We start from the raw sequence: 13,042 nt of genomic DNA on the forward strand, positions 1-13,042 counted from the left end.
CGTGTCGGTGAAGTTCCCGTTAACACGCAGCTCATCGGGGCTGTGCCGAAGAACTCGCGGCGGCGGTCGGCGGCGCCGGTTAGAGTCGCGGACATGGCCGGTTACGAGGACCTCGAGAAGCTGTCGTCGAAGGAACTGCACGACCGAGCGGTCAAGACGGCCGTGCGGCACGGCGACGTCAAATACCTGTGGGATCTGCTCACCCGCATCCCCGCCGCCGAGGCCGCCGCGGGCAATGTCGGCGAGAGCGAGGCCGACATCAAATACGTGCTGCCGTTGATCGACGACTACATCCACGCCGGTGACGGCGCGGTGGCCGACCAACTGCGCCCCTTCTACATCCAGTACCTGGCCGAGCACTCCTGACCCGACAGCGCCGAGCACCCCCGGCGCGACCCCTCAGCGTCCCGGCAGCAGCGCGCGGACCAGGCCCACGGCCGTGCCGCGCAGGACGTTCTCCCAGCTGAAGTGGTCGTGCCACAGCACGATTCGGCCGTCGCGCAGTTCGAAGGTGCCCATCACCCAGAACGCGATCCGCACCGGCCCGAACCGGAGGATGTCGGTGCGATCGGTGAGCACCACGTCCCCGTCGGCGGCGATGTGGTGCATCTCGGCCGCGAACCCGACCCAGGGCCGGTTCAGCCCGCGCAACACCGCGTGCGCCCGCGCCCCCCGCAGATCCGGCAACGAGGTGTTCTTCCACACCACCTGCGGATCCAGCAGCTCCAGCGCCTCACCCACCGCGCCCAGCTCCATCGCCGCGAAGAACTCGCGCACCGTGGTGACCGCGTCCTGCCGCAGTTCGACTTCTTCGGACATGCTTCGACTGTAGGCCCCCGACGCGGTGTTCCGGCAGGTTCCGCCGCCGGAAAATCCGCGGGAACCGTCGGGCGGCATGTCGCGTCTATATCGATCAACTGCGACGCGAGGGGGACGCGATGGGCACGGCAGGTTTCGCGGGGGCGGAGAACCCGCACAGTTTCACCCACGCTCGGATCAGGACGGCGGCCGGCCAGCTACGGCCCGCGGAGGTGGCGCACGCGGCCGACACCTGGTCCGGGGTGGCAGCGCTGGTCGCCACGGCGGCGGACCGACTCGCCGGGGTCGCGCGCCGGGTGTTCACGGATCACTGGGAGGGCGCCGCCGCGGCGGCCGCGCGCCGGTGGGTGCACGACTATCTCGCCCGGCTCGACGCACTGGTCACAGCGGTGGGGGCGCAGTCGGAGGCGGTCCGGGCCGCGTCCGAGGCAGCCGCCCGCTTCCGCGCGGCGATACCCGAGGTCGGTGGCGACAGCGCAGACGCGCGGGAGCGTCAGCGTGCGGAGGAACAGGCGCGGATCGACATGGGGGAGTTGTATGTGCGGGCGTACGCGGAGATCGCGAGGTCGTTTCCGGAACTGCCGATGACCGACTCCGGCGAGGCGCGGGGAGCTGGCGCTTCCACAGCGGGCGCGGCGGCGGTCATCGACGGCGGCATCGAGGTCGGGGCGGTGCCGGATCCGGTCGCGTTGCCGGGGGAGGTGACGGATCGGGTCGCCGCGGCGGACGTGGTGGCGGATCGCGTCGCCACGGTGTGGCCGGATCGGACGGCCGCCGGTCCGATGCCGGGTGGCGGTGAGCCGGCGGGGGAGCCGACCGACACAAACCCTGCGACCGCGATCGACGCCCCGCCCCACCCGGGTGGGGCCGCCGACGGCTCGCCCGCTCCCGTGTGGCCCCACGACCGCGCGGCTGTCGTCGACGCGGCCTGGCCCGGAACTTCGCCGGGCGCCGTCGCGGCCATCGGTGGCCTCGGCCAACACCACGACGGGATGCACGGGCGGTCGCCCCACAGTCCCGGTGTCGACGTGCCGAGCGCCGGACGCACCGCGGGAACGTCGACGGTCGAGACCGTGACGGCGGGTACACCCGCCGCGACGGCACTGCCGATAGCCGAACCGGCGACCGGAGCCGTGCCCGCGCCGCAGCCCGGCCAGACCCCGCCACAGGGAGCGATCCCGGTCGCGGGAGTGAATCCGGCGTCGACAACCGGGGCATCGGCACTCGTACCACCGAGCGACGGCGGATCACTCCGTCCCCTGACGGGATCGGGTCTACCCGCCGGATCGCCGTCGACCGGCGGTCCGGGACGCCCTGCGGCGGCGGAACGCCCGCCGACACCGCCCCTCGCCATTCCCGCGAATTCCCCCGCGCCCGCGGCTTCCCCCGTACCGGTGGGTTCTGGTGTGCCGGTGGGTTCCGGTGTGCCTGCGAGTTCCGCCGTCCCCGCTGGTTCAGGTTCAGCCGCCTCCGAGAATTCCGGCGTCACGCCGACGACACCCCGCACCACGGATACGCCATCGCCTCCCGGCATGTCCGTTCCGTCCCACCCTGCCACCGGGCAGGACGCCCGTCAGCCCGCCAACCCGCCCCGCCCTGCTGCCGCCGACCACCCGACCCACACCGGCGTCCTCACCTCGTTCCCGCCGCCCGTGCACGGGTCCCGGCCGGACCGCCGCCTACCCGACTACCTGCGCACCGCCGACCACGGGGCCGAACTTCTGGGCAAGCCGAGGAAGGCGTTGCCCCCGGCGCTCGGCGCCGACGACGCACCACCGCCGCCCGCCCGCCCCGCCGCACCCCGCCCTGTCCGGCGGCCCCGACCCGTACCGGCGACGTCGGCCTCACCCTCCCACCGGTCCGCCGCCACCGCCCGCACCCTGCCACCGAGGCCCACCGCAGCCGCCAAGGGAAGGAACTACTCGGGGAACCGCCCGCGACGGTTCCGCCGGTCCTCGGCGCCGAAACCGCTGAAGGCCGGTAACGCTCATCGACGGGGCACTCGTCTGCTGCCTCACTCGGACAGGAGCGCCGAATCGGTCGCAGGTCGGCGAAAATCAACCCGGCGCTACGGTTCTCAGCGCCCCTGGTCGTCGGGGATTACCTCAGGAGGTCGTCACCGGACAGACGACTGTCACACATGGGCCCGTGCCAGCCAACGGTTTCGGCGCCACAACCACATCCGTGCGCGGAGACCCAGCGGCACCATGTAATTCGGCACGAGAAGCGACCACGTGCGCGATCAAGATCACGGTGACCGAAGCCGCCATTCGAGGTTGCCGAGTTCGCACGCTGTTCCGGCCCAGGGGGTTCAGTGGAAAGCGGCACGGCCGCCGAGGAGTCCGACGCAGACGACCGTTTCGGCGAATACCTGACTCGCGCAGAATTTCTCGCGTCGCCCCCTGGGTGAGGAGCTGCAGGGCGTCTGCGGAAGCGCTGTCGCCGGGGGCGTACATCTCGAGCCGGTGATCGGGGCTGTCCGGCTGGAGCCAGACCTGGTAGCGACGTGCAGCACGCCCACGGTGGGGTGGCGCATGTGCATGTCGCCGGTGGTGCGATGTGTCGACGCAAGTCGCGGTTGGGTCAATCCTCGATCGCGGCGGGATTTGTGGTACAGCGCTCGTAGAGCGAATGCAGGCTGAAGATCAGTCCGGGATACAGGGGAAGCAGCCAAAGCCCCATGCTGGATGACTGTTCGTTCAAGCCTGCCACAAGTGCTGCGATGCCAGCGATGGCGACCGCTGGATAGGCCACGGCGTAGAACCCTGCCTTGACCGCCAGTCTCGACCGTCCCACGGGTGGCCGCGTGGAACATCCTACTGCGCACAGCGCCGCGACACCGATGGCGAGACCGATCGCCCATTGCTCAACTGGACCCACGCGGACGAGGAACATCAAGGTCCCCGCTAAAAGCGCAGCGGGAGCTGCGGCCACGAGCAAGCTCAGTATGCGGACGATCGCGTCGATAGCCGCTACTTTTTTCGGACTATGTGGTGTCGTCAGTTCAGCCTCCACTTGGACTCGTTGTCGCCTTCGACAGACGCGTCCTCGAAGGTTGAGGCTTGTGACGCAGGCCAGGCCCCCCAGGGAAGGTGCCGTTGTCCGACAGGGTCGAGTTGATATCGCCGTATGCCTTGTACTGCAAGCCGAGGAATGCGGTCAGGGCAGTGACCGCAGCCCACAACTGCGCTGCGCCCACTCCAGAGGTCGCGGCGATGTCGGCGATGCTCACCCCCGCGTCGACACCCGAAGCCAATTCAGCGATTGCCCTCAGGAGCCCGATGAGGAAGTTGCCTGTGATCGCAAGGATGCCCGCATAGAACGCGAATCCACCGACCGCGCAGTCCATCAACGCACTGCGTGCTTTGTCGGAAATATCACCGAGGGTCTTCGCTGCACCGCTCTGCGCAGTACCCGTCTCGAGATACGAAAGCTGGGCCGCACCCTTCCACGTGCGGTTGGCCTCAGATCCAGCCATCGCACCGCACCGTGAATCGCAGATGAACCTGCGCGATCTCGCGGGCTGCGTCTCGGCTCATAGACAGCTCGCCCGAATCTGCCGCCTGCCGAAGCTGGGCTGCTGCCTGTTGTCCGCTCGCCACCTCAACGCCCTCCCGTAGGTGTCCAGTCGGACACGATACCGGCATGCGTCTACCCCGTTCGTGGTCAGCTGCATCTGTCGAGCCGACGTGCTGTCGGATGGCGGAAACGGACTTTCGGATGGCGGACGATCTCGAACTCTATGAAGGCAAGGCGAGCTCGGCGTTCGTTCAGTGTTGGTTCGTCACGCGGGGTTAGCGGCGGGTGACGAGAAGTTCTCCTGCGCACCACCTCCTCGTTCGGCGTCTTGCGGTTTCGGTCCACCAGAGCCGTCCCAGCCGAGTCGACCCACCACAGGACGAGACCCTGCACCTTCCCGCGCTGACCGACCTGGCGGCCGCCGACGCCGAGTCCGCGTTTCTCACCGGTATGCATGCGGCGGCCGTCGCCGCCGTCCTCCATCTGAGGCTCGCCCTGGCCGCCCACCGCTGCCCTTCGCGCACCGGCAGTCCCGAACCGAAGGCTGCGGAGGTGATGACCCGATCTCACTGGGCAGGGGGCCATATTTCGTCAGAAGTACCAGTATTCGGGCGGGAGGGTGCCGCGCCGCCGCCGCGGTTCGTACCGTCGATTGCGTTATCCGGTTCTGAGGCGACCTCGCCGCACGTCTCCGGCGACGTGCGGTGAAATCGCGCCGGGGCCGGGGGCGCCCGCGACGGAGGTATTCGCATGGACGTCATCGCACGCCGTCCCCCCGACGGTCAGCCGTGGGCACCTCCGCCGCCGCGCCCGGCGATGCGCCATATCCGGATCGTGCTCGGCACTCTCGTCCTCGACTTCCAGGCGTGCGCGGAACAGGCCAGGGATGTGGCCACCGAGATCGCCAGGCGCACGCGACTGGACCTGATCGTGACGGTCGACGACCACGTCAGCGCGGACCTGCCGCCCCTGCCGTGTGCCCGGCTGTGGGCACAGTGACGGCCGACCCTCAGCCCGTCATCAGCCCGGCCACCACTGCGAGCCGTCGCCGCACCCGGTCGGAGTCGATCTGGCCGGGTATCAGGGCGAGCACCTCGCGCGCGTCGGCGAGCCTGCCCGCGCGCGCGAGCGCCTCCGCCAGCCACGTGCGATAGAGCGCCCGCTCCCGCTCGTGATGGGCCGGATACCGCTCGATCACGCGCGCCAGCAGCGGTTCGGCCCGCACGGGATCGCCGAGCTCGACGTGGCAGCGGCCCGCCATGACGTCGATCTCGTCTCGGTTCAGCCAGTAGACCCAGTCCGGGTCCGGTTCCGTGCCGCGGTGATCGAAGGCGTCGTCCACGGCGTCCAAGGCGCGTCGGGTGGCGGCCGTGTCACGGGCTCGCGCCGCCGCCCACGCGACTCGTTCGAGCAGCAGCGCACGCACCGCCGGTGTCGCCCCCTCGGCACCGGCGACCGCGGTCTGCGCCAGAAGCAGCGCGTCGGCGGGATCGCCGACGTTGGCGATCTGGTAGCTCAGGGACGAGAGCAGTTGGGCGGCGAGGGTGCGCGCACCGGCCCGGCCGGCCGCCGACACACCCTCCAGGTAGGTCCGCTGCGCCTCGCCGTACCTACCCGCATCCGAGGCCACCCATCCGGCGAGTTGGCAGAGTTCGGCCACGACCGTGAAGAGACGCCGTCCCACCTCCGGTCCGTAGGTTGCTTCGCGGACAAGGGATTTCGCTCTGGACAACTCACCCGCCACCAGCGGGTACAGCGCGCCCGACCCGACCTCGTCGTCCAACCGCCGAAGCTGGGCCACCCGCCGCTCCATCGCCGCGGCGAGCCCGGCCCCCACCCGCCGCCCGGCCCGCCCCTCCGCGGATGCAGGCTGATCACGAACCAGCCATTCGTGCGCCGCACGCAGCGGGTCGTTCGGTGGCACATCGAGTGCGCCGATCGAGACCCCCAGCGCGCGCGAGTACGCCCGGACATGGTCGGCGTGAATGGTGCGCTTCCCGGTCTCCAGCAATGCGAGCAGTGACTTCGAGTAGTTGGTGCGCACGGCGAGCACCGACAGCGAGACACCTGCGGCCTCGCGCGCGGCACGCAAGGCGGCGCCATCGATTCCAGACCCCATACGGCCACGCTACGCCTCATGGCCGTTACCCAAATGCTTTCGCGGGCAGTGGAATCCGTTGTGAACAGCTGTCAACACCACAGCGCCCGAATTCGCGAAATTCGCCCGGTAGCGTTCCGCACGGCCTCGGCGTCTGGTGGCTCATCCCCAGACGCCGGGAGCCTGCCGATAGAGGCGTTCAGTATTCGAGTTCCGACCAGGGGATGTCGATCGGGAAAGGGAATTCGATCCGCACACCCGCCGCGTCACCCGCCGCCCATTCGCCGACCAGCAGGTAGTTGGCCGGACGCAGCGGGCGCACGCCCTCGGGAATCCGGCCGTGTCCGGTCTCGAGGACATACGCCCGCACCGTCGCGATCGCGCTCGCGGTCCGCGCGATCGCCACTTCCCAGTACCAGGGAATACCGGCCCCGGCATAGCGGCCCTTTTTCGCCTCGATATCGGTGTGCGTGTCGGCGGGCGACAACACCTCACCGACCAGCAGGGTGTCCGCGGCGCGAACGTCCTGGAACGGTGCACCCAGGCACCGGTGCACCAGGAAGTCGGGCGTCAGGAAGTCGGATTTGCCGCTGGTGCCGAGGAAGACATTCGTCTCCACGTTGACCTTCCAGCAGGTTTCCGGGTGCTCCGACATGCTCTTGCGCGCACAACGTTCGATCTCGTTGCGCATGCGGACGGTGAACATCTGGTGTTCGGTCGGGCCGCGTCGGACCCACACGACCCGGCCGTCCCACAATTCGATCTGGTCAGCGATCTCGGCCGGGAGCTGTTCCAGCTCCTCCCAGGTCATGTACTCGGGGAGGTCCGGTTCCTCGATCCTCGGACGGGACATGAAGCCATCCTAGGCTGAAACCGGCTCGCCGACCTGGGACGGGACGACCGGCTGGTTACCGGTCGTTCCACCCGTCGCGCCCTATTCCGCTTCGTTCACCTTCGTCATCGACAGCACGTCCAGCCGTCGGTCCAGCTCCTCCTCGGTCAGCTTCTCGCCGATCAGCCCGCGGTCGATGACGGTCTGGCGGATCGTCTTCTTCTCCTTCAACGCCTCCTTCGCCACCGCGGCGGCCTCCTCGTAGCCGATGGCGGAGTTGAGGGGGGTGACGATGGAGGGGGAGGATTCGGCGAGGGTGCGCAGGCGGTCGACGTCGGCGGTGAGGCCGCGGATGCACTTGTCGGCGAACAGGCGGGAGACGTTGGCCAGCAGGCGGATCGACTCGAGCACGTTGCGGGCCATCACCGGGATGTAGACGTTGAGTTCGAACGCGCCGCTCGCGCCGGAGAAGGCGACGGTGGCGTCGTTGCCGATCACCTGGGCGGCGACCTGGGTGACCGCCTCGGGCAGCACCGGGTTGACCTTGCCGGGCATGATCGAGCTGCCGGGCTGCAGATCGGGCAGCTGGAGTTCGGCCAGGCCGGTGAGCGGGCCGGAGCCCATCCAACGGATGTCGTTGGCGATCTTGGTGAGGCTGACCGCCACGGTGCGCAGGGCGCCGGAGAGTTCGACCAGACCGTCGCGAGCGGCTTGGGCCTCGAAGTGGTCGGTGGCCTCGGAGAGGGCGTCGATGTCGGTCGACTTCACCAGCTCGGCAACGACTTTCGCGCCGAACCCGGCGGGCGCGTTGAGGCCGGTGCCGACCGCGGTACCGCCGATGGGGAGTTCGCCGAGGCGGGGGAGGGTGGCCATCAGGCGGTCGATGCCCGCGGCGATCTGGCGGGTGTAGCCGCCGAATTCCTGGCCGAGGGTCACCGGCACCGCGTCCATCAGATGGGTGCGGCCGGACTTGACGACGGTGCGCCATTCGGTCGCCTTGTCCAGCAACGCCAGCCGCAGGTGTTCCAGGGCGGGCACGAGATCCTTGATGACGCCTTCGGTGGCGGCCACGTGGGTGGCGGTGGGGAAGGTGTCGTTGGACGACTGCGACATGTTGACGTCGTCGTTCGGGTGCACCTGCACGCCGTTGGCGGCGGCGATGGAGGCGATCACCTCGTTGGCGTTCATGTTGGAGCTGGTGCCCGAACCGGTCTGGAAGACGTCGATGGGGAACTGGTCGTCGTGCTTGCCCTCGGCGATCTCGGTGGCCGCGGCGATGATGGCGTCGGCCTTGACGGGATCGAGCAGGCCCAGATCCTTGTTCACCTTCGCGCAGGCGGCCTTGAGCAGTCCGAGCGCGCGGATCTGCGCGCGCTCGAGACCGCGGCCGCTGATCGGGAAGTTCTCCACGGCCCGCTGGGTCTGCGCCCGCCACAACGCGTGCGCCGGGACCCGTACCTCGCCCATGGTGTCGTGTTCGATGCGGTACTGCGTCTCCTCGGTCATGGTTTCGACCCTATGCCGCGAGTCCGACGCGTGGGGCCGCCACGCACGCCGGAATGGGCCACGACACACGACAGCGGCCGCGCCCGGGGAGCGGGACGCGGCCGCCGTGTACGCACGGGTCAGGGCAGCGGCGGAACCGCGTCCTCGTCGCCGTGGAAGTCCACCGAGGAGTACTCGCGCAGCTTGGTGAGGCGGTGGTAGGCGTCGATCATGCGCACGGTGCCCGACTTGGAGCGCATCACGATCGACTGGGTGGAGGCGCCGCCGCCGTAGTAGCGGACGCCGCGCAGCAGGTCGCCGTCGGTGACGCCGGTGGCGCAGAAGAAGACGTTGTCGCCGGAGACGAGATCCTCGGTGCTGAGCACGCGGTCCAGGTCGTGCCCGGCGTCGATGGCCTTCTGCCGCTCCTCGTCGTCCTTGGGCGCCAGCATGCCCTGCAGCGCGCCGCCCATACAGCGCAGCGCGGCCGCGGCGATGATGCCCTCGGGCGTGCCGCCGATGCCGACCAGGATGTCGGTGCCCGATTCCGGCCGCGCGGTGGAGATGGCGCCGGCCACGTCGCCGTCGGAGATGAGGCGGATGCGCGCGCCCGCGTCGCGGACCTGCTGGATCAGCTCCGCGTGGCGGGGACGGTCCAGGATGCACACGGTCACGTCGGAGACGCTCAGGCTCTTCGCCTTCGCCACCCGGCGGATGTTCTCGCCGATGGGGGCGGAGATGTCGATCACATCGGCGGCCTCCGGGCCGACGGCGATCTTGTGCATGTAGAACACGGCCGAGGGGTCGAACATCGCGCCGCGCTCGGCGACCGCGAGCACCGAGATGGCGCCCGGCGAGCCCTTCGACATCAGCGTGGTGCCGTCGATCGGGTCGACCGCGAAGTCGACCTCGGGCCCGGTGCCGTCACCGACCGCCTCGCCGTTGTACAGCATGGGCGCCTCGTCCTTCTCGCCCTCGCCGATCACCACGATGCCGCGCATGGACACCGAGCTGACCAGCTGCCGCATCGCGTCGACGGCGGCACCGTCGCCACCCTCCTTGTCACCGCGACCGACCCAGCGGCCCGCGGCCATCGCGCCCGCCTCGGTGACGCGGACGAGCTCGAGCGCAAGGTTGCGGTCCGGGGCCTCGCGGCGGCTGGGTGCTGGCGAAGATGCCGTCATAGCGGGGTGCCTCCTCGGGTTGTGTGTTACCGGACAATTGTCTCATTACATGGCCGCCGGTCCGTGCACCCCTCCGGGCGGCCGGGGTGCGTGCCCGGGGCTCGCCCGCGGATGTGGATACTGGGAGCGTGTCCTACCAAAAGCCACGCATCCTGCACGACTACCGGGATCTGTTCTTCTCGCTGATCCCGCTCGTGCTGATCGCCGTGGTCTTCGCCGGACTGGCCAGCCAGTGCAGCTTCTCCGCGCAGGGACCGACACAGGGACAGATTCCCCACTTCGACGTCGACGCGGCACTGCAGTCGGACGCGCGCTCGCTGCCGTTCCCGATCCGCAACCCCGAGGTGCCCGACTCGTGGACGTCGAACTCCGGCAGCCGCGACACCATCACCGGCGAGGGCGGCGGCCCGGTCAGCACGGTCGGCTACATCACCGAGCAGGGCACCTACATGCGTTTGACGCAGAGCAGCGCCACCGAGGAATCGCTGGCCCGCTTCGTGCTCGGCTCCCGCTACGCCGGCGGAGCCCAGCAGATCGGCGACCAGAAGTGGATCGTCTACGCCGAACCGACCGAGGAAACCGCCTGGATCGCCGACTTCGGCGACGTGCGGGTGCTGATCACGGGCGCGGGCGACGAGGCGGCGTTCACCACGCTCGCGCGGGCGGTCACCGCCGCGCAGCCGCTCGCCCGCTGACGCCCGCCGGCCGGGACCGGGGGACTCGGCTCGGACTCGTCGGATTCAGGACTCGTCGGATTCAGGACTCGTCGGATTCAGGACTCGTCGGATTCGGATCCGGCGAGCGCGTCCTCGACCCGTTTACGCGCCCCGGCCAGATGCTCCTCGCACCGGTTGGCCAGCGCCTCGCCGCGCTCCCACAGCGCCAGCGACTCGTCCAGATCCATGCCGCCCTGTTCGAGCATCTTCACGACGTTGACCAGTTCGTCGCGGGCGCGTTCGTAGCCGAAGCCGGCGATCTCGGCCAGCTCGTCCTTGTCCGAGTCGGCCAAGGTCAGTTCCCTCCTGTGTCGTCGGCGGTGCGGGTGCCCGCGGCGGTGGTGCCGAGCGCGGCCGCGGCGACCGCGCCGTCGGCGACGCGGATGCGCAGCTGGCTGCCCGCGGGCGAGTCGGCGATGCTGCGCACCACGTGCCGCTCCGGGCCGGTGACCCGTTGCACCACAGCGTAACCGCGGGCCAGGGTGGCGGCCGGACCCACCGCCGTGAGCTTTTCCCGCAGGTGCGCGGTCGCGGTGGATTCGGTGCGGATCAGATGCCGCACGCAGCGCCTGGCGTCGGCGCGCAGCCGTTCGATCTCGGTGGCGCGCCGGTCGATCTCGCGCAGCGGGTCGGCCAGCACCGGGCGCGAGCGCAGTTGCGCCAGCGCCCTTGCCTCCCGGTCCACCCAGCCGCGCAGGGCCGCCGCCGAACGGGCGCGCAGCTCGCGCACGAGGGCGAGTTCGGCGGCGGCGTCGGGCACCACGCGCTTCGCCGCGTCGGTGGGGGTGGCCGCGCGCAGGTCGGCGACGTAGTCCGACAGCGGGTTGTCCGGTTCGTGGCCGATCGCGCTGACGATCGGGGTGGTCGCGGCGACGATGGCCCGGCACAGCGCCTCGTCGGAGAAGGGCAGCAGGTCCTCCACGCTGCCGCCGCCGCGGGCGAGCACGATCACCTCGACCTCGGGATGCCGGTCGAGTTCGGCCAGCGCGGACAGGATCTGCGGCACCGCGGTCGGCCCCTGCACCGCGGTGTTGCGCACCTCGAAACGCACCGCGGGCCACCGGTTCCTCGCGACGGTGAGCACATCGTGCTCGGCTGCGCCGCCGCGGCCGGTGATCAGCCCGACCACCTTCGGCAGGAACGGGATCGGCCGTTTGAGCCGCTCGTCGAACAAGCCCTCGGCGGCCAGCAGCGCCTTCAGCCGCTCGATCCGGGCCAGCAGCTCCCCGACGCCCACCGGCCGGATCTCCAGCACCCGCAGCGAGATGCTGCCGCGGGCCGGGAAGAACACCAGCTTGCCGTAGACGACGACACGGCTGCCCTCCTGCAACGGCACCGGGCTGCGGCGGATGAGTTCGGGATCACAGGTGACCTGCAACGACATGTCGGCAGACGGATCGCGCAGCACCAGGAACGCGGTGCGGGCGCCGGGGCGCAGGTTGATCTGGGTGATCTGGCCCTCCACCCAGATGCTGCCCAGGCGATCGATCCACTGCATCACCTTGACCGACACCGAGCGCACCGGCCACGGGTGCTCGGCGGAGTTGGCGGGCGCCGAACCGTCCTGTGTCATGCGCACAGGTATACGCGCCGGGACCGACCGATACGCCGCACGGCCGGTCCACGGCGCGCCCGGCCGGGTGTCACTGGGCCTGGACGGTGGCGATCCGGTTGGTGAGCATCGTCACGAACGCCGCCCTGGCCTGGGTCCGCTGCTCGTAGTCGAGCAGAGCCTGCAGATCTTCCACCGTCAGCATGCGCAGGCGGGCCCGCAGCTGCGCCAGCGTCATGGTCGCGTAGTCGTACCGCTTGGCGACCTCCGGCTCGTCCACCTCCGGCTCGTCCACCTCGGGCTCGGCCGCCTCCGGCTCGGGCGCTTCGGCCTCGACAACTTCGGCCTCGGGGACAACGCTGAGCTGGGGTTCTTCGGATTCCGACGGCGCGTCCGCGGTATCGACGGCGGTCGCGGGCTTCTCGTCGGACCCGGCCCGCTGCGCGGTGGAATCGCTGCCGTTGTGATGGCCGTTACCGCTGGCGGGCTCGTCGGCGGTGTAGAGGTCGAAACGGCTGGCCCAGGCGGCGAACTCATTGCCGCCGGTTTGCTGATCGGTGAGGTCCTCGTCGAAGGTCGCCCATTCCGGCTGTTCCTGCGTGGTATGGGACAGTCGGTCGAAGACCGCGTCACCCTTGAGAGCGAGGCTGGTCACGAACTGCTGGACGTGCATGCTGGTCTGCAGGATCTGGCTGATCGCGGTGATCGGGAAGTTCATCGCGGCGGTCGGTAGCCGACGGGTTTCTTCCAGGGCATAGACGGCGGCGCCGGCGGCCACCCGGGCCAGGAACGGTGGTCGAAACATGCTCCTAGCCTGCCCGATGGGCTGTGATCTGC

Annotated in this window: 14 protein-coding genes and 1 pseudogene; 3 read left to right on the plus strand and 12 right to left on the minus strand. The window is 69.9% G+C overall.

What is annotated here, in order from left to right:
• Window positions 1–93: 93 nt before the first annotated feature.
• A complete protein-coding gene (locus AMO33_RS24790; protein WP_011211345.1) occupies window positions 94–366 on the plus strand; it encodes a hypothetical protein in 273 nt (90 codons plus the stop codon).
• A gap of 33 nt (window positions 367–399) precedes the next feature.
• Here the strand turns inward: AMO33_RS24790 and AMO33_RS24795 are convergent, their stop codons facing one another.
• The 5 genes and pseudogenes from AMO33_RS24795 to AMO33_RS31755 form a co-directional block, all read right to left on the minus strand.
• On the minus strand, window positions 400–819 hold the full coding sequence (locus AMO33_RS24795) for a limonene-1,2-epoxide hydrolase family protein (RefSeq protein ID WP_060594459.1): 420 nt from the start codon (window positions 817–819) through the stop codon (window positions 400–402).
• 2,390 nt (window positions 820–3,209) lie between these two features.
• Window positions 3,210–3,373, minus strand: a pseudogene (locus AMO33_RS32710) (MmyB family transcriptional regulator); the annotation flags it as partial.
• 29 nt (window positions 3,374–3,402) lie between these two features.
• On the minus strand, window positions 3,403–3,834 hold the full coding sequence (locus tag AMO33_RS31750) for a hypothetical protein (protein WP_139337546.1): 432 nt from the start codon (window positions 3,832–3,834) through the stop codon (window positions 3,403–3,405).
• On the minus strand, window positions 3,824–4,297 hold the full coding sequence (locus AMO33_RS24805; protein ID WP_139337547.1) for a hypothetical protein: 474 nt from the start codon (window positions 4,295–4,297) through the stop codon (window positions 3,824–3,826). The genes AMO33_RS31750 and AMO33_RS24805 overlap by 11 nt, the downstream gene beginning before the upstream one ends.
• Before the next feature lie 188 nt (window positions 4,298–4,485).
• Window positions 4,486–4,821 carry a hypothetical protein gene (locus AMO33_RS31755; RefSeq protein WP_159005474.1) on the minus strand — a complete coding sequence of 112 codons (336 nt, stop codon included), beginning with the start codon at window positions 4,819–4,821 and terminating at the stop codon, window positions 4,486–4,488.
• A gap of 267 nt (window positions 4,822–5,088) precedes the next feature.
• On the opposite strand from AMO33_RS31755, the gene AMO33_RS24810 reads away from it, so the two are divergent.
• Window positions 5,089–5,337, plus strand: coding sequence for a hypothetical protein (locus tag AMO33_RS24810; protein WP_139337548.1), 249 nt, complete (start codon window positions 5,089–5,091; stop codon window positions 5,335–5,337).
• Window positions 5,338–5,347: 10 nt separating this feature from the next.
• Here AMO33_RS24810 and AMO33_RS24815 read toward each other — a convergent pair whose 3' ends face one another.
• The 4 genes from AMO33_RS24815 to glpX all read right to left on the minus strand — a co-directional run bounded on the left by AMO33_RS24815 (window position 5,348) and on the right by glpX (window position 9,937).
• Window positions 5,348–6,457 (minus strand): helix-turn-helix domain-containing protein, encoded by a 1,110-nt coding sequence (locus AMO33_RS24815; RefSeq protein ID WP_060594463.1) that lies wholly within the window; start codon window positions 6,455–6,457, stop codon window positions 5,348–5,350.
• Between the two features lie 178 nt (window positions 6,458–6,635).
• Window positions 6,636–7,289, minus strand: coding sequence for a Uma2 family endonuclease (locus AMO33_RS24820; RefSeq protein WP_060594464.1), 654 nt, complete (start codon window positions 7,287–7,289; stop codon window positions 6,636–6,638).
• Window positions 7,290–7,370: 81 nt separating this feature from the next.
• Window positions 7,371–8,774 carry a class II fumarate hydratase gene (locus AMO33_RS24825; RefSeq protein WP_011211337.1) on the minus strand — a complete coding sequence of 468 codons (1,404 nt, stop codon included), beginning with the start codon at window positions 8,772–8,774 and terminating at the stop codon, window positions 7,371–7,373.
• A 119-nt stretch (window positions 8,775–8,893) separates the two neighbouring features.
• Window positions 8,894–9,937 carry a class II fructose-bisphosphatase gene (glpX, locus tag AMO33_RS24830; protein WP_011211336.1) on the minus strand — a complete coding sequence of 348 codons (1,044 nt, stop codon included), beginning with the start codon at window positions 9,935–9,937 and terminating at the stop codon, window positions 8,894–8,896.
• A 128-nt stretch (window positions 9,938–10,065) separates the two neighbouring features.
• Here glpX and AMO33_RS24835 point away from each other — a divergent pair, with 128 nt between their 5' ends.
• Window positions 10,066–10,632 (plus strand): DUF4245 domain-containing protein, encoded by a 567-nt coding sequence (locus AMO33_RS24835; RefSeq protein ID WP_060594465.1) that lies wholly within the window; start codon window positions 10,066–10,068, stop codon window positions 10,630–10,632.
• Window positions 10,633–10,709: 77 nt separating this feature from the next.
• Here AMO33_RS24835 and AMO33_RS24840 read toward each other — a convergent pair whose 3' ends face one another.
• From AMO33_RS24840 to AMO33_RS24850, 3 genes are all read right to left on the minus strand, one after another.
• Window positions 10,710–10,946 carry an exodeoxyribonuclease VII small subunit gene (locus tag AMO33_RS24840; RefSeq protein ID WP_011211334.1) on the minus strand — a complete coding sequence of 79 codons (237 nt, stop codon included), beginning with the start codon at window positions 10,944–10,946 and terminating at the stop codon, window positions 10,710–10,712.
• A 2-nt stretch (window positions 10,947–10,948) separates the two neighbouring features.
• Window positions 10,949–12,226 carry an exodeoxyribonuclease VII large subunit gene (gene xseA / locus AMO33_RS24845; protein WP_060594466.1) on the minus strand — a complete coding sequence of 426 codons (1,278 nt, stop codon included), beginning with the start codon at window positions 12,224–12,226 and terminating at the stop codon, window positions 10,949–10,951.
• A gap of 70 nt (window positions 12,227–12,296) precedes the next feature.
• Window positions 12,297–13,010, minus strand: a complete 714-nt coding sequence (locus AMO33_RS24850; protein WP_060594467.1) for a lipid droplet-associated protein — start codon at window positions 13,008–13,010, stop codon at window positions 12,297–12,299.
• Between the last annotated feature and the right edge of the window lie 32 nt (window positions 13,011–13,042).

It is taken from the genome of Nocardia farcinica, from assembly GCF_001182745.1.
In the GTDB taxonomy this organism is placed as follows: Bacteria; Actinomycetota; Actinomycetes; order Mycobacteriales; family Mycobacteriaceae; genus Nocardia; species Nocardia farcinica.

Coding starts and splice junctions, on each gene's coding strand:
- AMO33_RS31755 (WP_159005474.1), bottom strand. CDS start 4,821: ATGGAGGACGGCGGCGACGGCCGCCGCATGCATACCGGTGAGAAACGC.
- AMO33_RS24850 (WP_060594467.1), bottom strand. CDS start 13,010: ATGTTTCGACCACCGTTCCTGGCCCGGGTGGCCGCCGGCGCCGCCGTC.
- AMO33_RS24810 (WP_139337548.1), top strand. CDS start 5,089: ATGGACGTCATCGCACGCCGTCCCCCCGACGGTCAGCCGTGGGCACCT.
- AMO33_RS24820 (WP_060594464.1), bottom strand. CDS start 7,289: ATGTCCCGTCCGAGGATCGAGGAACCGGACCTCCCCGAGTACATGACC.
- AMO33_RS24825 (WP_011211337.1), bottom strand. CDS start 8,774: ATGACCGAGGAGACGCAGTACCGCATCGAACACGACACCATGGGCGAG.
- AMO33_RS24815 (WP_060594463.1), bottom strand. CDS start 6,457: ATGGGGTCTGGAATCGATGGCGCCGCCTTGCGTGCCGCGCGCGAGGCC.
- xseA (WP_060594466.1), bottom strand. CDS start 12,226: ATGACACAGGACGGTTCGGCGCCCGCCAACTCCGCCGAGCACCCGTGG.
- AMO33_RS24795 (WP_060594459.1), bottom strand. CDS start 819: ATGTCCGAAGAAGTCGAACTGCGGCAGGACGCGGTCACCACGGTGCGC.
- AMO33_RS24805 (WP_139337547.1), bottom strand. CDS start 4,297: ATGGCTGGATCTGAGGCCAACCGCACGTGGAAGGGTGCGGCCCAGCTT.
- glpX (WP_011211336.1), bottom strand. CDS start 9,937: ATGACGGCATCTTCGCCAGCACCCAGCCGCCGCGAGGCCCCGGACCGC.
- AMO33_RS24790 (WP_011211345.1), top strand. CDS start 94: ATGGCCGGTTACGAGGACCTCGAGAAGCTGTCGTCGAAGGAACTGCAC.